16 protein-coding genes are annotated in these 20,027 nt (G+C 57.2%); 10 read left to right on the top strand and 6 right to left on the bottom strand.

The features are described from left to right. The first annotated feature begins 66 nt into the window (after positions 1-66). A complete protein-coding gene (locus HFP54_RS04885; RefSeq protein WP_168564293.1) occupies positions 67-2,139 on the top strand; it encodes a membrane or secreted protein in 2,073 nt (690 codons plus the stop codon). 111 nt (positions 2,140-2,250) lie between these two features. Here the strand turns inward: HFP54_RS04885 and HFP54_RS04880 are convergent, their stop codons facing one another. The 4 genes from HFP54_RS04880 to larB form a co-directional block, all read right to left on the bottom strand. Next, the gene (locus HFP54_RS04880; protein ID WP_145302829.1) at positions 2,251-3,246 is read right to left on the bottom strand and encodes a DHH family phosphoesterase; all 996 of its coding nucleotides are present in this window, start codon (positions 3,244-3,246) and stop codon (positions 2,251-2,253) included. Continuing rightward, positions 3,246-4,262, bottom strand: coding sequence for a bifunctional riboflavin kinase/FAD synthetase (locus HFP54_RS04875; protein ID WP_168564292.1), 1,017 nt, complete (start codon positions 4,260-4,262; stop codon positions 3,246-3,248). Before HFP54_RS04875 ends, HFP54_RS04880 begins: the two co-directional genes overlap by 1 nt. Before the next feature lie 81 nt (positions 4,263-4,343). Then, on the bottom strand, positions 4,344-5,261 hold the full coding sequence (locus tag HFP54_RS04870) for an NAD(P)H-hydrate dehydratase (protein WP_168564291.1): 918 nt from the start codon (positions 5,259-5,261) through the stop codon (positions 4,344-4,346). Between the two features lie 109 nt (positions 5,262-5,370). Further along, positions 5,371-6,225, bottom strand: a complete 855-nt coding sequence (gene larB / locus HFP54_RS04865; protein WP_168564290.1) for a nickel pincer cofactor biosynthesis protein LarB — start codon at positions 6,223-6,225, stop codon at positions 5,371-5,373. A 275-nt stretch (positions 6,226-6,500) separates the two neighbouring features. On the opposite strand from larB, the gene HFP54_RS04860 reads away from it, so the two are divergent. From HFP54_RS04860 to HFP54_RS04845, 4 genes are all read left to right on the top strand, one after another. Continuing rightward, entirely contained in the window at positions 6,501-7,715 is a 1,215-nt protein-coding gene (locus HFP54_RS04860; protein WP_146410874.1) for an argininosuccinate synthase, read from the top strand. 84 nt (positions 7,716-7,799) lie between these two features. Next, on the top strand, positions 7,800-8,978 hold the full coding sequence (locus tag HFP54_RS04855; protein ID WP_146414167.1) for a glycosyltransferase family 4 protein: 1,179 nt from the start codon (positions 7,800-7,802) through the stop codon (positions 8,976-8,978). 232 nt (positions 8,979-9,210) lie between these two features. Then, positions 9,211-10,155 (top strand): serine/threonine-protein kinase, encoded by a 945-nt coding sequence (locus HFP54_RS04850; RefSeq protein ID WP_146410876.1) that lies wholly within the window; start codon positions 9,211-9,213, stop codon positions 10,153-10,155. Beyond that, on the top strand, positions 10,152-11,123 hold the full coding sequence (locus HFP54_RS04845) for an acetyl-CoA carboxylase carboxyltransferase subunit alpha (protein WP_146410878.1): 972 nt from the start codon (positions 10,152-10,154) through the stop codon (positions 11,121-11,123). Before HFP54_RS04850 ends, HFP54_RS04845 begins: the two co-directional genes overlap by 4 nt. Before the next feature lie 225 nt (positions 11,124-11,348). Here the strand turns inward: HFP54_RS04845 and HFP54_RS04840 are convergent, their stop codons facing one another. Next, a complete protein-coding gene (locus tag HFP54_RS04840) occupies positions 11,349-12,383 on the bottom strand; it encodes a CvpA family protein (RefSeq protein WP_168564289.1) in 1,035 nt (344 codons plus the stop codon). A gap of 346 nt (positions 12,384-12,729) precedes the next feature. Between HFP54_RS04840 and HFP54_RS04835 the strand changes: the two genes are divergently transcribed. Continuing rightward, on the top strand, positions 12,730-13,476 hold the full coding sequence (locus HFP54_RS04835; RefSeq protein WP_146410882.1) for a metal-dependent hydrolase: 747 nt from the start codon (positions 12,730-12,732) through the stop codon (positions 13,474-13,476). A gap of 20 nt (positions 13,477-13,496) precedes the next feature. Here the strand turns inward: HFP54_RS04835 and dtd are convergent, their stop codons facing one another. Next, complete coding sequence (gene dtd / locus HFP54_RS04830; RefSeq protein ID WP_146410884.1) at positions 13,497-13,937, bottom strand: D-aminoacyl-tRNA deacylase; 441 nt, start codon at positions 13,935-13,937, stop codon at positions 13,497-13,499. Between the two features lie 271 nt (positions 13,938-14,208). On the opposite strand from dtd, the gene HFP54_RS04825 reads away from it, so the two are divergent. From HFP54_RS04825 to HFP54_RS04810, 4 genes are all read left to right on the top strand, one after another. Further along, positions 14,209-15,159, top strand: a complete 951-nt coding sequence (locus tag HFP54_RS04825; protein WP_168564288.1) for a DUF1559 family PulG-like putative transporter — start codon at positions 14,209-14,211, stop codon at positions 15,157-15,159. 383 nt (positions 15,160-15,542) lie between these two features. Further along, positions 15,543-16,973, top strand: a complete 1,431-nt coding sequence (locus HFP54_RS04820) for a sulfatase family protein (protein WP_168564287.1) — start codon at positions 15,543-15,545, stop codon at positions 16,971-16,973. Positions 16,974-17,036: 63 nt separating this feature from the next. Then, entirely contained in the window at positions 17,037-18,434 is a 1,398-nt protein-coding gene (locus tag HFP54_RS04815) for a sulfatase family protein (protein WP_168564286.1), read from the top strand. Positions 18,435-18,532: 98 nt separating this feature from the next. Further along, positions 18,533-19,987 carry a sulfatase gene (locus tag HFP54_RS04810; protein ID WP_390656857.1) on the top strand — a complete coding sequence of 485 codons (1,455 nt, stop codon included), beginning with the start codon at positions 18,533-18,535 and terminating at the stop codon, positions 19,985-19,987. The last annotated feature ends 40 nt before the right edge of the window (positions 19,988-20,027 follow it).

Raw genomic sequence — 20,027 nt, 5'->3', positions numbered from 1 at the left:
CGGCGACGAACCCAAACGGATGCCGATCTTGCTTCGACAAATGCAACTAGCAATCTGACGGACTCTATGTCTCTTTTGTCTTTCTTTGCGATCCGGCGAATCGGTCACCTACGGTCGGTCTGCCGTCTGATCCTTTCGGCATGCTTGGTCCTGTGCGTTGTCGCAACGGGCGAAGCCCAAAACAACGCGGCCGCCCCAGATGCGGTCGAATCCGACGGCGATGTTTCCGTCGCCGAAGCGGGTGATGACGGGGAAGCCGGTTTCGCCTCGGCGATCGATTTGCTGCCCAGCACGACGGCCGGGCTGGTGCGGTTTCCCAGTCTTCCTGATTTCTGTGCATCCGGCGGCGAAACGAATTTCGGGCGGCTGTTGGACGATCCTTCGATGAAACCGTTCCGCGAAGCCCAACGCGAACTGGCCAATAAGTACCTCGATTCTTTGGACCAAAAGATCGGGCTGAAGGTCGAAGACGTCTATGACATCGCATCGGGGGAAGTCGTCGCGGCTTGGTTGCCGTACCCCAAAGAACCGCGTCGACCCTACGCATTCTGTGTGATCGCCGACATTCGCGGTCGCAGTGCCGCCGCCGATGAAGTTCTGCAGCAAGTCGATGCCGATATGAAGGTCCGCGAAGCCCAACGCAAGGATCTGGAACATGCCGGCGAAACGATTCGCGTGTACATGCCGAAAACCAAAGTCGGCCAATACAAGATTGAACAGATCGCGATTTGGAAAAGCGAAGATCGTGTGATCGCGTCTGATCGTGACACGTTGGTGACGGAACTGATCGATGCGATCCAAGGTCGTGCACCGTCGGACACGATCGGCGATGCGGAACTGTATTCAACGATTCGCTCGCGTTCCGAAGCGGCGATCAAGGATGATGTTCAGCGACTGGGCGACGACGTTCCCGGCGTCCCGATGGGCGTGCAGTGGTATGCCGAACCTTTTGCCATGGGCGAAATCGCACGCGAAGCATTTCACGTCGATCGACGTGGCAATGTTCAAATCTTGGAACTGTTGCAGAACCAGGGGTTCGATGCCATTCAGGCGGCCGGCGGAACCGTGGCGATCGGCACCGGTGATTTTGACTGGCTGCACCGTGGCGTCGTGATCGCACCACCGACCGCCGAAGATGATCAACGTTATCAGTTGGGGGCTCGAATCCTGCAGTTTCCGAATCGACCAAGACCGGAAATCCCGGATTGGGTCGGCGGCGACACCGCCAATTTCATGCGGCTTAGCTGGAAAGTTGGTGATGCGTTTCTGGCATTGGAAACGTTGGTCGACGAAGCAATGGGAAGCGAAGTCTTCATGGACACGCTGGAAGACATTCGCCGCGGTGAAGACACCGCAAACGTCGACATCTTGAACGACGTCGTGCCCAACCTGGGCGAAGAAATGATCTTGTTGACCGACAACGTTTTGCCCGCTTCCATTTCATCGGAACGCATGTTGGTTGCGTTGGAACTGAAGGACGCGGCGGTCATCAAGGATTCGCTGCGTCGCATCATGCAAAACGAACCCAATTTCACGTTGTTGGAATCGATTCCCGACCTGGAAGTCTGGAAATACGAAGTCACCGATGACGATGAATCGTTCGAGGACGAATTGTTTGGCGACTTTGGGGACTTCCAAGACGTCGCGCCCGCCGAAGAAGAAGAGCAGCAATTGTTGACGACCTGGGCGATCGCCGTTGTGCCCGCGACTCGCCAAGGCCAAGCGGACTACGTCGTCTTCAGCAGCCATTCAGATTTGCTGATCGAAACCGCCAAACGAATGCGAAAGCCGCCCGCCGATGGTCTGAACACAAATACTCGGGTGCAAAAGGCTGTCGCGGCCATGCAGTCGCTGGGAGCCGAAGACGTGGCGGTCGATCGGATCGTTCGAACCGATCTGTCACGCCGTATCAAATATGAATTGCTTCGCCAAGGAGAGCTGCGAAATAGCGATTCAGTGCTGGCGTCGTTGATCAAGCGAATCGTCGACGAATCGGAATTGCAAGACGAGCCCGACCCGATCGAAGCGAAGAAGTTGCCACCCTTCAAGACGATCCAAAAATACTTTGGTGTCGCCGGTAACTTTGTGATCACCACCGACGACGGTTGGGCATTGTGCGGGTTTGTGCTGAAGCAATAGGCGTCGCAACCAACCCTTGGCATCTAGTGGCCTGCGTTCTGTCCAATGCCTTCGGCCGAATCTTCGTTCGGCCGTGGACATGGTTGCAGTGACGCCGCTTCGCCGGACGTCCTACAGCCCCAACGCTTTTTGCATCGCTTGGCGGACGACCGGCAAAACGCGTTCTTGGGCTTCGGCCAACGTGCCCTCGACGAACGCCCCAGCCGCTGCCTTGTGGCCGCCGCCGCCGAATTGGCGTGCGATTTCGTTGCAATCCATGTCGCAGCGACTGCGAAAGCTCAGTTTGTATCCGCCACGCAGCTGGCCGACGAAAATAACCGCGCCCTTCGTGCCACCGACCGAAAGCGTCAGGTTGATCGCGTCTTCGGTGTCCGATGGTTCCGCGCCCATCGCGGCGAAGTCTTCTTTCTGGACGTAGGTGTGAACAAGAGCTCCGTCCAATTCCGCCTCAGTTCGTGACAGGATCAATCCACGCAGCTTCAAACGGCCCAGCGTGTCACGTTCGTAAAGATCGCCGTAAACTTCGCTGGGGACCACGCCGACTTCCACCAACCGCGAGATCACGCGAAACGTTTCCGGTGTCACGCTGCCGAAACGAAACCATCCGGTATCCGTGGCGATCGCCGCAAACGCCGCCACGCCCATTTTTCGAGTCAGCGGAACGTTGCATGCATCGGCCGCCTGGATCACCAGATGACCGGTCGCTTCGGCCTGGTAGTCCTTGAACATCGTCGCGCCCAAGTCGTCTTCGCCGACGTGGTGGTCCAGGACCATTTTGTCGCAGGTGGCGGTGCGAATCACATCACCCATGTCGCCCAACTGGGCCCATGCGCTGGTGTCCAGGATCATGAAGCAATCGCAATGAATGTCTTCCGCTTCGACATCATCCCCCAGCACGTCGATGTTGCCGGCCGGATCCAAAAACTGCAACGCCGGTGGTGTGCGGTGAGCGTTGATGATTCGTACGTCTTTGCCGATCGCCCGCAGGACTTCGGCCATCGCCAATTCGCTGCCCAACGCATCGCAATCGGGGCGAATGTGACTGACCAGTACAAAAGACTGATAGTGCGAGATTTGATCGACGAAAGCTTTCCAATTGACGCCCATTAGCGATTCATCCAATTCAAGTAGTGACGCCGCGTCGTGGCAACGTCGCGTTTCAACTGTGCGGTCAAGTCGTCCACCGATGCAAACGAATGGACCGCGCGAATGTGGTCGATGAAGTCGACCGCGAGAATTTGATCGTAAAGCGACCCACTGTAGTCCAACACGTGGATCTCAAACTTCAATTTCATCTCAGTTTCGAAAGTCGGATTCGGACCCAGGTGAATGGCCGCGGGATGTCGAGCACCCGATTCCAATTCCACGCATCCGCTGTACACACCTGGCGAAGGCGGCATCGTCGACCATTGATCCAGGTTGGCGGTGGGGAACCCGATCTTGCGGCCACGCTGATCACCGGTCACGACGATTCCGGACACTCGATGCGGCCGGCCCAGCATGGCGGCGGCCGATGCCACATCGTTTAGCGACAAACACTGACGGATGCGGCTGCTGCTGATCATTTCGGCGCCGTCGTCGGCGGCCGTCACAATCTGAAGATGCATTTGTTGTTCGTCGCAACGCTGCCGCAGCATCGCGATGTCTCCCCGGCGATCTTTGCCGAAGCAAAAGTTGGGACCTTCGACCATTCCGCGAGCGGTCAGGGTCGACACGATGAAGCGGTCGAAAAAATCGTCCGGCGAAAGATTCAAAAGCGCCTGGGTGGTTCGGCACACCAACAAGAAATCGATTCCCAGCGGCGACATCAATTCCGCGCGGCGGGGCAGGGTGGTCAGCCGTGGCGGCGGATTCTCCGGACGCAAAATCTCTGCAGGATGCGGGTCAAAGACGATTGCCACACTGGGGCCGCCCAGTTCATCGGCCATGGATCGCAACCGGCGTAACAACGATTGATGACCCAGATGCACGCCATCAAAATTGCCGATCGAAAGCACGCCGCGCTGCAAGCGATCTAAATCGGATTGTCGCGCACCAGTGTCCCCGCGCGGCGAAGTCCGCGAGGGCGTCCCGGCGGGGCCGGGGAATTCATCCAAGTACACGATTTCAGTCACGGGGGGCATGATGAACTTCACGCGACGAATCGGAAAGGCCCACCCCCAGCGGTTGCCAGTTTTGGACGGTAGATCGTCGCCGCATCAGCTTCATTGATCCGACGGACCGTCGCTCAGTCCGTCAATCACATCGGTTGCCACCATGAAGGCTTGCCCCAGCCGCTCCGCCGCACGGTCGCCAGCGGCGCCGTGCAGAAAAACACCCAGCCGTGCCGCATCCCAGGGGGACATTCGCCGACCATCGTCGCCACGTTGCCCCAACAGCGACGTGATCACGCCGGTCAACACATCGCCGCATCCCGCCGTCGCCATGCCCGGGTTGCCGGTCGTGTTGGTCCAGCGGCCCGCCCGGCCCACGACCACCGTTGGTCCGCCTTTGACCACGATGACAACGCCCGTCCGATCCGCGATCGAAGCAGCCGCATCGATTTGTCCCTGACGGTCGGACACGGAAACACCCGTCAATCGCTGCAGTTCGCCGGGATGGGGGGTCAAGACAGCCGGCCCGGGGTCCGGCGATGCGTCGGCGGACTGAGAAGGGTTCAGCCAGCCTTTCGCGGACAAAATGTTCAGCGCGTCGGCATCGAACACGCGGGGGACCTTGGTGGTTTGATTCCACAGCAAATCGACGACCCGCTGCGACCCCATACCGGTCGACATTCCAGGCCCGCACCCGATCGCATCAAACTTGATGTCCCCGCCGGTGGCGTCGTCTTGCAGAAATCCCGCCAGCTGCTTGGCCGCTTGATCGCCGAAATGACCGTCATGGTCGTCCAGCGGAACCGTCATCAGGCACGGGTGAAACGCTGCCACCGTTTCCAGGCAACGGTCGGGAACCGCAGCGGTGACCAGACCGGTACCGGTGCGCAGTGTCGCCAAGGTGCTCAGTGCGATCGATCCGGCCATGCCACGCGAACCACCCACCAAAAGGCATTTGCCGAAATCGCCTTTGTGAGCGTCAGTCTTGCGTGTCGGACGGGGCGGAAGCGGCGGCGCAGGGTCGTTCATCGGGTTTCGTCGTTCATCGGGTTTCAATGTGCCGAAAAAGTTGCGAAAGGTCGGGCACCAGCGGGACGCTCGCGGACGTGGACCGTTCGCGACGGCGACAATCGACCGGTCAGTCCGACGTTTTCGTCGTGGCGTGTTGGATTCGCGAAACCACCAGCCCGGCCAAATAGCCGCCTTTGAATCCGGCATCGACGTTCACCACGGCTACGTTCGCCGTGCAGCTGCTAAGCATGCCCATCAGCGGAGTCAGGCCGCCCAGATTGGCACCGTATCCGACGCTGGTCGGCACCGCGAAAACGGGAACCGCGACGTGCCCGGAAACGACCGACGGCAGTGCACCTTCCATGCCGGCGACCACCACCAGGGCATCCGCCTTTTGCAGCTGAGGCACCGACGCCATCAATCGGGCCGGGCCCGCGACGCCGATGTCGTCGAAACGACGAAACGGGATGCCCATCCAAAAAAGGGTTTCGATGGCCTCCTCGGCGACGTGCTGATCGGTGCTGCCTGCGGTGACCACCCCGACGTGCGGGATTTGGTCGACCTGTTCGATGTCCAACTGCTGCGCCGCCGGGCATTCCAACTGGCCGACACGCAGCGTGTGGGCCAGCGGATTGTAAAACGCATGCTCAAAACAGCGGCGAACCTGGGCCGCCGTGGTGTTATCCAATCGGGTAACCAGCGCGTGCTGCTGGGCATCCAGTTGGGTTTGGATGATCCGCGTGATCAGTTCCGCCGACTTGCCTTCGCCGAAAATCACCTCGCCGAAACCACACCGGTCGCGGCGTCCCAGGTCCACGGTCGCTCCGTCGATCGAACGCAAATTGTCCGCGGGGCTGGCCAAGTGTTCGGGGCCGCCGGCGGCTCGAATCCAATTGGTCACTTCGTCGACGCTGGCGTTTCCCGCGGCCAATTGTTCCAACTGGCGGATCAGATCAGCGGGCAGTGGGGTCGAATCAGACATAATCACGGTCGCTTTGGCGATGAAACGAGGGCAGGGCAGGGTGCGGGGCCGACCCGAGGCACCGATCGGATGCCAGGAGGCGAATGACGGGGGGACGCGAAAATGGAAACCGTGGCCCGTCGCACCGCCGGTCATCGATCGACATCGGCACAGACAGACGCGGTATCGAATCTATCGGCCGACAAAGGCCGCCGGAGGGGCGGTTGCCAGCGGAACGATTCGATTTTCCAATATCGTCAAATTCGTCACAAATTTTCTCAACAGAATAACGATTCATGAAAAGCTGCGTCCTCGCCTATTCCGGCGGCCTCGACACTTCGGTCATTCTCGGTTGGTTGCAAGACCAGGGCTATGAAGTGCATGCGGTCTATGTCGACCTGGGCCAACCCTGCGAGGACCGCGACGCGATCATGCAGAAGGCTCGCGATTGTGGTGCGAAATCTTCGCGGCTGATCGACGTTCGCGAAGAACTGTGCCGCGACTTTGCTTTCCCCGTGCTGGCATGGCAGGCCAAGTACGAACAAATCTATCTGCTGGGCACTTCCATCGCCCGTCCGCTGATCAGCAAAGTCTGTTTGGAAGTCGCTCGCGAAGTCGGAGCGACGGCGTTTGCCCACGGTGCCACCGGCAAGGGCAATGACCAATGTCGGTTCCAATTGGCTGCCGAAGCATTGGACCCGAAGGTCAAGATCATCGCGCCGTGGCGGATCGAGGAGTTCCGTGAACTGTTCCCCGGACGTACCGAATTGATCGACTACTGTGACGCAAAGAAGATTCCCGTCAAAGCGTCCGCCGCAAAACCCTACAGCAGCGACGAAAACGTGCTGCACATCAGTTACGAAGCGGGCCAGTTGGAAGAATTGGATGTCAATGGTGTGGAGCTTGTCGATTTCGGCATGGGCGTCAGTCCACAAGACGCGCCGGATCAACCCGAGGAAGTCACGATCGGTTTCGAAGCCGGAGTCCCCACGACGCTCAACGGCAAACAAGTCAATGCACTGGAGATGGTCGAGTCGCTGAATACGATCGCCGGTCGCAACGGGGTCGGGCGGATCGACATGGTGGAAAACCGATTCGTCGGGATGAAGAGTCGCGGCGTCTATGAATCGCCCGGCATGACCGTGTTGTACGACGCTTTGATGTATGTCGAACAGCTGACGATGGACCGCGATTTGATGCACCTGCGTGATCGCATGGCGCCCGAAGTCGCCGAAATGGTTTACTACGGTTTTTGGTACACACAAAAGATGGACGCATTGTTTGCGTTCATCCGTGACGCCCAAAAACACACGACCGGCGAAGTCACGTTGCAGTTGTACAAGGGCAACATCATGGTGGCGTCGCGAACCAGTCCCAACAGCTTGTACGACGCGGAAATCGCAACCATGGAAGGTGGCGGATCTTACAACCAAGACGACGCCGAAGGGTTCTTGAACATTCAAGGACTGCCCAGTCGCGTTCAAGGCACGGTGACACCGCGAAAGTATTGATCGTGTTCGTGTGCGACGGGGAACCCGGGCAACGGACCGGGGGCCTCGGTGAACGCTTCGTCGTTTTTTGATCGGGAAAAGTTTGTGCGCGTACTGCATGTCATCACGCGAATGATCATCGGCGGCGCGCAAGAAAACACGTTGCTGAACTGTTTGGACTTGGTCCAACTGTATGGAGATGACGTGTTGCTGGCGACTGGACCCGCGCTGGGCCCCGAAGGTGATTTGATCAGTCAGGGGCGAACGGGCGATTTGCCGGTGCGGATGATTGATTCGCTGCGACGAAACATTCATCCGTTGCGTGACGCCACCGCGGCCCGCCAATTGCGGCAAGTGATTCGGCAATACAAACCGGATGTCGTTCACACCCACAGTGCCAAGGGCGGCATGCTGGGACGATGGGCGGGATGGGCGGAAAAGGTGCCGGCCGTTGTGCACACCGTTCACGGTGCGCCGTTTCACCCATATCAGCCTGCCGCATCGCGACGATTCTTCGCTGCGTGTGAACGTTGGGCGGCGAAGCGTTGCCACCGGTTGATCTCGGTGGCCGATGCGATGACCGATTTGATGGTCGACGCGTCCGTCGCGCCGCGTGAAAAGTTCATCACCATTCACAGCGGAATGGATGTGCAGCCGTTTTACGACGCTGATCAGCATCGAACGGAAATGCGGCGTCATTACGGCTTTGTCGACGACGACATTGTCATCGGCAAGATCGCTCGACTGTTTCATTTGAAGGGCCACGCCGACCTGATCGAATCGGCCAAAGATGTCGTCGCCGCCAATGCACGGGTGAAATTCTTGTTGGTCGGAGATGGCATTTTGAAAGATTCCCTTCAGCGTCGCGTGGACGAACTCGGGCTGGCGAAGCACTTTGTGTTCGCCGGGTTGGTCCCACCGACCGAGGTCCCGCGCCAGCTGAGCGCGATGGATGGCCTGGCACACACGTCGTACCGCGAAGGTCTGGCTCGTGCGTTGCCTCAAGCGTTGATCGCCGGCCGCCCGGTGGTTTCCTACGACGTCGATGGGGCCCGCGAAGTTTGCATCAGTGGCGAAACTGGATTCCTGGTTCCCCCCGGCGATGTCGAAGCACTGACCCGCGCATTGGTCGAACTGGCCGCCGACCCGCAGCAGCGTCAAACGATGGGGGATGCCGGACGACGCCGTTTCACCGAACAGTTCAAGCACGAAACCATGACCCGGCGGATCCGCGACGTGTACCAAGAATTGTTGGCCGAATCGGGTGTCCAGACCGGTTCCTGAAAGGGCAGGGCGGTGCGGAATCGACCAGGCGTTTGGGGGCCAGCATCGCCCGATCCCCAGTGTCCCCGCCACCGGCAAGGTTTCCCAGACGGTCAGGGCTTCTGCTGCAGTCGACCCGGGTGCGGTTCGTGACGATTGAGGCCACCTTTCGGTCTACACCAATCTGCCGGTCGTCTACTATGATGAGAGCCCGCACGACTTATCTAACCCTCATCGGCCGCAAAGATTACGAATGTCAAAAACTCGCGACTTCCTGGGCCCCTATCGCCTAGCACGACTGATCCGGGCGGGCAGTACCAGCGAAGTTTGGGAAGCCATCGAGGAGCATGACCACAAGCGGTATGCGTTGAAAATTTTGAAACGCAGCATGCGTGAGAACAAAGGCGAAATAGCTGCGCTAAAGCACGAGTTCACCGTCGCCAAAGATCTCAGCAGCGATCGCATCGTCAAGATGTACGAACACCGAGTCGAAAACGGGGTGCCGTTTTTGGTCATGGAATTGTTCAGCGAATTGAACATGAAGCAGGCTCTGCGACGCGGACCCGAATCTCTGGCGTTCATGCTGGACAAGATCATCATGCAGGCCGCCGAAGGCCTGTATTACATGCACACCAAGAATTGGATCCATCGCGATATCAAGCCGGACAATTATCTGGTCAGTCGCGAAGGCGTCACCAAGCTGATCGACTTCACGATCGCCGAGCAAAAGAAGTCCGGCATCGGCAAGTTGTTTCACCGCAGCGGCGGGACAGTGCAGGGCACTCGCAGCTACATGTCGCCGGAACAGATCCGCGGCAAGATCTGTGACGAACGCAGCGACGTCTATTCCTTCGGCTGTGTGTTGTACGAAGCGGCGACGGGAAAGCCGCCGTTCACCGGCCAGACGCCGAACGATTTGCTCAGCAAGCACCTCAACGCGTCCATCCCGAGTGCCGTCGCACAGAACAACAACGTGACCAAAGAGTTCGCGGAGTTGGTCAAGAAGATGATGGCCAAGAAACCCGATCAACGACCCGAATCCATGTGGGAGTTCTTGAAGATCTTTCGATCACTGCAGATCTTCAAGAAACGTCCCAAGCCACCTGAAATCAGCGTCTTTGACGACATGCCGGGAATCCGCGGCAGCGAAGACTTGTTGATCAAAGGCAAGCCAAAGAACGAAGGTGATGAAGAATGAGCGCCGGCCCCGGTTTGGAATTTGAACAAGAGATCAACGATCTGGAAGAACGGATTGCTTCGATCGAACGCGCCACCGATCGTACCGGTGCCGATGATGACCAGTTGCGTCAATTGCGATTGGAATTGGTCCATCGCTTGAAGGATGTCTACGGTTCGCTGGATGCATGGCAGACCGTCCAGATTGCACGGCACAAGAACCGCCCCTACACACGCGACTATTTGACCCTGGCGTTCGACGAGTTCGTCGAATTGCACGGCGACAAACACTTCGGTGATGATCGTGCGATGCTCAGCGGATTCGCGAAGCTGGACCGATTCAAGGTCATGGTCTTGGGACACCAAAAAGGCCGCACGTACAAAGAACGCGCCGCCTGCCATTTCGGATGCGCCCACCCCGAAGGCTATCGAAAAGCGATGGTCAAAATGCGGCTGGCCGAAAAGTACCGCTTGCCGCTGATCTGCTTTATCGACACGCCCGGCGCCTATCCCGGCGTCGGTGCCGAGGAGCGTGGGCAAGCTCAAGTGATTGCCGAAAGTATGTTCATGATGAGTCGGTTGAAAACGCCGGTCATCTGTATCGTCATCGGCGAAGGCGGCAGCGGCGGCGCCCTGGGGATCGGCGTCGGCGACCGTGTCGCCGTTTTGCAGCATGCTTACTACAGTGTGATCAGCCCCGAGGGTTGTGCGGGCATTTTGTGGAAGAGTCACGAACACGCGCCCAAAGCCGCCAACGCACTGCGGTTCACCAGCAGCGATTTGGTTCGCCTGGGCGTCGTCGATGACGTCATCGAAGAACCGCTTGGCGGTGCCCATCGTGACCATCACCAGATGGCGTCGCGGCTGAAGACTTATCTGTCTCGCAAGCTTTCGGAATTGGAATCCGTTCCGGTCGATCAGTTGATCGAACAGCGGTACGAGAAGTTCCGCGCGATGGGCATCTTTGATGAGATCGCGGCGACCGCTTGATGGTCTGCGTCGTCGACTTCATGGGCATGCATGATCGGCCGATCGATGGGCGATTGTTCCAAGACGTTGACGCTGATGCGGCCGCAAAACAGGGCGAATTTCAACCGCTCCGCAACGTCCGATAATGCCCCTTATGTTGTATTCGAGGTGCGGTTTTCCCCGTGTTTCAGGTGATTCGCTGTTCCGCGGGTTCGTCACAGTGGACCCACGGCGATGGATGCCCCGCTAACGTTGCCATGGTGGCACGCTGTTGTTCGATCCGCCGTAATTCCATCCGCCGTTTTGCGGCGCCGATGTGCCGCCGAAATTCGATCCGCCATACGCTGAACCGTTCGTTCCGTAGGCCGATCCGTTGCCGGTTTGGCCTTGGTTGTACGTCGAAGATGGCTGGGAATTTTGGTACCCGCGTTGTGCGTTTTGATACGTCTGCGATGCCGATTGGCGGACGTCTTGATACGCGTTTTCGGCTCGCCGATAGGCGTCTTGTGATTGGTCGATTTGGCGTCCCCAGGCATCGACTTGCTGGCGCGCCTGATCCAGGCCTTGCTGGATGAATTGGTTGATCGGCGTCGAATTGGATCGGCCACCGGACCATGATGATGCCGATGCGGGAATCGCCGGCACGCCGCCGGGCGCAGATCCTGAACCCGATGCGAATCCGGAATTCCAGTTTTGCGCCGCGGGATCGTTTTCCGCCGAGTTACCCGACCACGGTGCCGACCATGGTTGGGATGGACCGGGTTGTGCCTGTTGGAACTGCTGGTCGAATTTGTCCAAAACCGGCTGAACGATTTCGTGCAATTCCGGTGGGATGATTGCTTGACTCTTGTCCAGGACGCGAGCGATGTAGCGACCGCTGCGACTTGCGACAATAGACTCGCGCAGGCCCGGACCCAACAGAGTGACGGCGAATAGCGTGATCAGGGTGCAATACAACGCGCCCTTCAACAGGCCAAACATCGCACCAATTTGCCGGTCAAATTCTTTCAATCGCATGCGGTCGATCGTCCGGCTGATCATCCGGAACATCATCCAGATGACCAGCGACGTACCCACGTACAAAATCAGCATCGCAAGGAAGCGATTCCACGGCGGATCGGCTTTGATGGATTCGCTGAAAGGTTCGCGAAACTGGTACGCGACGATGTAGCTGACGACGATCGATGCGATCGAAGCCAGTTGCCACGCAAAGCCTTTGATCGCGCCGAACAACGTGGCTCCGACCAAGACGACCAGCATCAGGATGTCGTAATTGTCCATTCCGCGAACGAGTTTGGGAGCAGGGCGTTTTGCTAGCAAAAAATGAAACACGACTTCGTTGTTCCATGACGCCGCGACGTTGGCCTCTGCAAGCGACTTTCTTATACGCGATCGACCGGCGGCATCTGAAGACCAATCGCAGTGGCATTCGGCGGTGAATACTGGCTATGTAAGACGCGGGGAACTCCGCATGGCTGTTGTTGGTGACGGGGATCCAGCGATCGCCAAACTGACCGGCGTGTTGCCCGCGGCAAGGGCGACGCAATGATGCCCCGGTGCGACACCCCGCGGACCGCCCTGCTCCGTCGATTCGAACCTTCACCCCTGCATTGAAAACCGACGCGTCGTGGCCGATTTCAAAACCCACATCACCGGAAGCACGCTGGTCGGCGTCGGCTATGGGTATTGGGGAATGGCGTCCCAGGGGATGTCGCTGGAATCCGCGATCATCGCAGGCGGGTTGTGCAGCGTCAGTGGGATGCTGCCCGATCTGGACAGTGATTCGGGAATCCCTTTGCGTGAAACAAGTATGTTCGCCGCGGCGATTGTGCCTGTCCTGATGATCGAACGCTTTCGCGACATGGGGCTATCCAACGAAGCGATGGCGTTGGGGGCGATGCTGGTCTACGTGACGATCCGATTCATCCTGGTGGAGGTCTTCAAACGCTACACGGTCCACCGCGGAATGTGGCATAGCATTCCGGCGGCTTTGGTCGCGGGACTTTCGGCGTATCTAGCAATGCCCTGCGCCAGCGAAGGAATCCGTGTCTACAAATCGTTGGCCGTTTTCGTGGGCTTCATGGTGCACCTAATCCTGGACGAAATCTGGAGCATCGATTTCCGACTCGGGCACTTCCGACTGAAAAAGTCGTTTGGAACTGCGCTCAAATTCTTCGGCAACAACTGGCTCGCCAACGTGTCGGTGTACGCCAAGCTATTCTTGTTGGCCTATCTGGCATGGGGCGACTACGGGATTTTGGATCGTCTGCGTCAACGCAACCGCATGCAAGAAACCGGGGCGGCCTATGAAACCTACATTGCCGACCCACAGCAAGAGTTTCGGCAATGGGCCGATCGATTGCCGTGGCGATGATCCTGACGAGATTCGGGGAATCAATCTCGCTCCAAAATGAAAGTGACCGGCCCGTCATTGGTCAGCGCCACTTTCATGTCGGCCGCGAAGATGCCGGTCTCAGTCGGAACGCCCTGCCCGACCAAGCTGTGCACAAAATGCTGGTACAGTTCGTTCGCGATGGCGGGGTCGGCCGCGTCGGTAAATCCTGGGCGACGACCCTTTCGACAGTCCCCCAGCAAAGTGAACTGGCTGATCGCCAAAGCCGACCCGCCGATATCCAGAATCGATTGGTTCATCTTGCCGTCGCTATCATCAAAGATGCGCAATTCGGCGCACTTCTTGGCTAGCCACTCGGCGTGTTCCGCTTGGTCCCCCTGCCCCACCCCGACAAGTATCATCAGGCCGGGGCCGCAGCGCCCCACAATCTTTCCGTCCACAGACACCGTCGCTTCGGTGACTCGCTGGATAACCAAACGCATGTTTCCGTTTCCCAATGAGCAAAAAGGGCGATCACGTTCGTTGAGTTCGCAGCGACCGTTGTGGCGGACAAACCCGTCCAAGCGTCGTCGATGACCTTGGGGAAAATGACACCGGGGACTCCGGTCGGAGCCAGAAGGTGATCGATGGATCGAAGGGCTGAATCGACGGCCGTTTGGGCCATGGATCTGATCCGGATGCCCCGCCTGTTTTACAATGGACCGTCGATACGAACTGACCGCAAGCCGCCTGATTCTTTGATCTGAATCGTCCATGGAATTTCTTTTCACCTGTCCGCACTGTGGAACGCGAACCGAAGTTGATCGGAAATTCAGCGGTGCGCAGGGGGCCTGCGTGACATGTGGCCGACCGATCACGATTCCCGACTTTGATGGTCCTGACGCATCGGCACTTCGATCAAGTGCAAACGCCAACGACACGTTTCAGTGGCGGAGCACCCTTGCCCGCAAGCCGCTTGCCATCTTTACCGCCGGGCTGGTCTTTCTGGGCTGCTTGGTCGCCATGCTAGTCGCAGTGGTGAGGTTTGGTGGTGGAGCCGTTTCGACAATCCAAACGGCTCAAAGCCGCGCGGTATCGACTTCGAACTTAAAGCAAATTGCGAAGGCGTTGAATGCTTACGCCGATGACTATGGGCGCTATCCGCCGGCCTACACGGTCGGTCCGTCGGGGACTCCGCTGCATTCATGGAGAGTCTTGATCTTGCCTTATCTGGGTGAAAAAGAGCGATACGAATCCATACAGCTCGATCTGCCTTGGGACAACGCGGCAAACCAACAGTGGACAAACTTGGTGCCGGACGTTTACAGCCATCCAAGGAATGAAGGGTTGTCGGGAACAACGCCTTATCAGGTGCTGCTCGGACCACGAACGATCTTTGCGCCCGGTCAGTCGAAATCGCCGAAAGAAATTTCCGATGGTCGTGCATCCACATTGTTGGTGGTCGAGGTGCAGCCCGATGCTTTTACCAGAAGCTGGATGCAGCCCACCGACTTGGATTTTCGTCGACAATGGAACCAAGGATACGGTGGCATGTCGGATGAAATACGCGGCATGCATTCAGGTTCCATTCTGGTCGCCACGGCAAACGGCCAGGTGCATCAGTTGGATCTTCAGACTCCCGTCACAACCATTCAAGCGATGATCACACCCAACAGTGGTGATTCGGTGCCGGCGGGGACGCTGCGTCCGATCGTCGCTCGATAAACGGTGCTAGCGGGCATTCGGGTTCAAATGGCTTGGTGCGACACGCGCCGGCTATCACTCTAGATTCCGTTGTGGGCGTCACGGATTTGCTGTTCCGAACGATTCCTGGGGACCGGGAAAATCAGGGCTGGGCGTCTGGCCAGCTTCAGCCAACCAAAGTTGATGCTGATTTGCCGTCGACATTTCGATCGGTGATCGTATTTCAGTTAAGGTGTTCCTGAAGATGGTCTGACGCAGAAACCCCAGGACTGAAAACCCAGGACCGTCCTGGCCCGAAAGATGGGCCCCCTACCCTGCCCCGCCCCTTCGATCCGAGTTTCCGCCGGGAATGGCATTTCCATTCTTAGAGGGAACCGGCTCCAATCTCGACAACTGAGAAAAACATGCCAAATCAAACGAGCATTGTGTGTCTGTTCTCGATCGCGTTTCTCTGGATATCCGGCGTCTGCTGGACCGGCACTGCGAGCGGAGATGAATCGGCCGACGCAGCCGAAATTCAACGCAGCAACATTGTCTTCGTGATTGCCGATGACTGTACGTTCCGTGATATCGGTTGTTATGGCGGGCAAGCGTTGACGCCCAACATCGATGCTCTGGCGACGCAGGGCATGCGGATGACCCACTGCTTTCAAGCGGCCCCCATGTGTTCACCCACACGTCACAACGTTTACACCGGTCTTTATCCGGTCAAAAGCGGGGCATATCCAAATCATACGACGGTCGATCCAGGTACAAAGTCGGTGGTTCAGTACCTGGGCGACTTGGGGTATCGCGTCGCGCAAAGCGGGAAAACGCACGTCAATCCCAAGAGTGTCTTCACTTGGGAAAAACTGAATGCAGATGGGAAGAAGAAGCAAGGAAAGACCCCCGATTTCAAACGCATCGACAAATTTTTCGCCGAGTGCAAGCAGGCTGGTCAGCCGTTCTGTCTGCTTGCCTGTTCGAACGAACCTCACAGTCCGTGGGACAAGGGGGATGCGTCGCAATATCCGCCGTCAGATTTGGAACTGCCGCCCTATTTTGTCGACACGCCCGAAACACGTGAGGCGTTCTCGCGATATCTGGCCGAAATCACATACTTCGACGGCCAAGTCGGCAAGTTGTTGGACCTGTTGGATAAACGGGGATTGGCCGACAACACTCTGGTCATGGTCGTCAGCGAGCAAGGAAATTCTTTCCCGTTCGCTAAATGGACCTGTTACGACACCGGGCTTCAGTCGGCTTGCGTGGTTCGTTGGCCTGGCAAAGTGGAACCAGGTGCGGTGAATCCGGCCATGATCGAGTATGTGGACTTCTTGCCGACTTGGATTGAGGTCGCTGGCGGTATACCTGACAAAAATCTGGACGGCGCAAGCCTTTTGGATGTGTTTGCAGGCAAGCAGACACACAAAAACTATGTGTTTGGCGAGATGACCACTCGGGGGATTCACCATGGATCGGAATATTACGGAATCCGATCGGTTCGTTCCGGACGTTTTAAATACATCTGGAACTTCAGCCCGGAGATGGAGTTCCAAAACGCGTGCACGCGATCGAAAGAATTCAGGAGTTGGGTTCAGGCTGCAGAAAATGGAAATGAACACGCCGCCGAATTGGTTCAACGCTACACGAGTCGCCCCGAAGTCGAACTGTACGACATTCGAAATGATCCGCTGGAACAAGATAACCTGGCACAGATGCCGCAGTACACGGCGGTGAAAGATCGATTGAAAGCGGAACTGGATCGCTGGATGACCGCTTGTGGCGATGCCGGTCATCAAACGGAAATGAAAGCCTATGATCGCATGCCCGGTCATTCGCCCAAATCAAAATAGTCAGGCGATCGATGTCAGGTTTCGAATCCGAAGAACTGTTTTATCTTGCCGAAGGTTTCGTTGATGCGATTGACCATGATATGGATGGCTGCATTCACCGCGATTGGGGTGTCTACGGCTGATGGTAGTGGGACGCAATTGCCACATTTGGTCGTCTACCTTTCAGATGACCATTCGCAGGTGGATTCCAGCCTTTATGGGAATTCAAATATACCGACGCCACAGATGGAGCGTTTGGCTGACGAAGGTCTCGTGTTCACTCACGCATTTGTGGCTTCACCCGCCTGTGCGCCAAGTCGCGCCGCCTTGCTGACCGGGCTGATGCCTGCTCGCAACGGCGCGGAGGCGAACCATACACAGCCGCGTCCCGATATTGCGTCGCTGATCGGGAATTTGAAAGATGCAGGATATTGTGTTGCTGCGTTTGGAAAGGTTGCACACGGCAAGCAGGTGAAACGGTACGGTTTCGATGACGTTCGATTGCAATCTTCCCTTCAACAGTTGAAGCCCAACGTCCGGAAGTTTTTGCGGACATATGACTCGTCGCAACCGCTGTGTCTGTTCGTGGGGACGAGCAATCCTCATGTTCCTTGGACCAGCAAGACGACCTTCGACATGGGTGATATTGAATTTCCACCGCATCATTTGGATACGCCGGCGACCCGCCAGCACCGCGCGGAATATTACCAAGAGATCAAAGAACTGGATCAGTACCTGGGCGAACTGCGTTCGGACGTCGCGCAGCATTTGGGATCAAATGTTTGCTTTGTGCATTCCAGTGATCATGGATCTCAATGGCCGTTTGGGAAATGGAACTTGTATGATTATGGGACCCGTGTGCCCTTGATCATGGCTTGGCCAGATCACATTCCAAGCGGGAAGACGACCGGTGCCATGGTCAGTTGGGTTGATCTGCTGCCGACTCTGATCGACCTGGTTGGTGGCCGTCTTCCGGATGATTTGGACGGTCGCTCGTTTTCTGATGTCGCCTTGGGAAGAGCGGATCAGCATAGAGATTGGATTTTTACCACGCACACGGGTGATGGTCGGATGAATGTCTATCCAATCCGCTCGGTGCGTTCGCGTCGTTGGAAGCTGATACACAACCTGCATCCAGAATGGGCGCATACCAATCACTCGGATCTGCTACGCAAGCCCGGTGCAGGTGCCTACTGGAACGAGTGGTCGGATCGGTTTTTGTCTGACGAACGTGCAACCGCCATCATCAATAGATACTACAAGCGGCCGCAGTGGGAGTTCTACGATTTGGAATCGGATCCCTGGGAACAGCAGAACTTGGCGAACGATCCAAACCATGAAGCAACCATCGGTGATTTCAAACACAGACTGAACGATTGGATGCTACAACAGGGGGATCAACGCACCGTTCATGCTGATCCGCGGCCCTTGGAGAATCCCAATCAATGGCATCCACGCTCGTTTCCCGATATCGCCGATTGACGAAGGATTGGTTCTCGCCGTCTGTGAAAATGGATCGGCCTTCGTTGTGCTTTGGCCGACGCGGATCGCTGTGCAGTGTCGCGAGGTTTCCGCTCGCCATCTTACTTGGAACGCTGCTGTGGATTTGTGCGACCACAGTGGGGGCGGAAACGCCCAAATCGGTTCTGATGATTGCGGTCGACGACTTGGGTGCCGCAATCCGGTGCTACGGTGATCCGATTGCGGTGACGCCGAATATCGATCGATTGGCCTCTCGCGGGGTAAAGTTTGATCGTGCTTACAACCAGTTGCCCCTTTGCAATCCATCGCGTGCTTCAGTGATGACCGGGCTGCGGCCTGACGCCATCAAAGTGTACGACTTGGCGCGTCATTTCCGCGAAGAATTACCCGGTGCCGTGACCCTGCCCCAAGCTTTCCAGATGGCGGGGTATCAAGCGCGGAGAGTTGGGAAGATCTTCCACTATGCGGTTCCCGCTGCCATCGGAACCGATGGATTTGATGATCCTGTGTCTTGGGATCAGGTGGTCAATCCAAAAGGACGAGACAAGCGTGAGGAACATCTTGTCTTCAACGCCGAACCGCATCGGAAAATCAGTGCTTCGTTGTCATGGCTGGCCGCCGATGGAACCGACGAAGAACAGACCGATGGGATGGTGGCAACCCAAGCGATTCAGTGGCTGGAAGACGTGCCTAAACGACCCCAGTTCATTGCGGCAGGTTTTTTTCGACCACACACACCTTACATTGCACCCAAAAAGTACTTTGATCTCTATCCGTTGGAAACCATTCGGCTTCCTTGGGCACCCGAAAATGATCGGGACGATATCCCCACCCCGGCGTTTGCCCACAATTGCCCCGTTCCAAACTATGGTTTGGATTCATTGACGCTGCGGAAAGCCATCCAAGCCTATTACGCGACCGTTTCATTTGTTGACGCGCAGGTGGGAAGGATTTTGGACGCAGTGGACGCTGCCGACTTGTGGGATGATCTTGTGATCGTGTTTTGGTCCGATCACGGATACCATCTGGGAGAACACAACGGCGTTTGGCAAAAACGAACGCTCTTTGAACAAGGGGCACGAACACCGCTGGTCATGTATTCGCCCAAGGCCAAAGGAAACGGCGTCAGTTGTGATCGTATCGTTGAATTTGTTGATATCTTTCCGACATGCCTGCAAATGGCTGGTGTGCCATTGGGTGACCTGGCAGGACAGCTTCATGGCCGTTCGTTGGTGCCGCTATTGGATCAACCGCTGAACGAGGATTGGAACGGCAGTGCGGTGACGCAAGTATTACGCCCAGCAGATCAACGCTTGGCAACACCAGTCATGGGACGCTCCGTTCGAACCAGACGTTATCGCTATACGGAATGGAATGGCGGAGATTCAGGTGTTGAACTGTATGACCACCATAGCGATCCGATGGAATTTCATAACTTGGCAGAACAACCAAACGAATCGGTCCGACGCAGCATTGAAAGGCTTCGGAAACTATTTGGGGATCGCGCCATTTCGCATCCGCCGGCCAGTCCCTTTGAACCAGCGGCTCTTTGACCAGGCCGGCTAAGAATCGCAACTTTAAATGCTGTCGGTT

The organism is Crateriforma spongiae, from assembly GCF_012290005.1.
Classification (GTDB): domain Bacteria; phylum Planctomycetota; class Planctomycetia; order Pirellulales; family Pirellulaceae; genus Crateriforma; species Crateriforma spongiae.
This window is presented reverse-complemented; position numbering and strand designations above follow the sequence as displayed.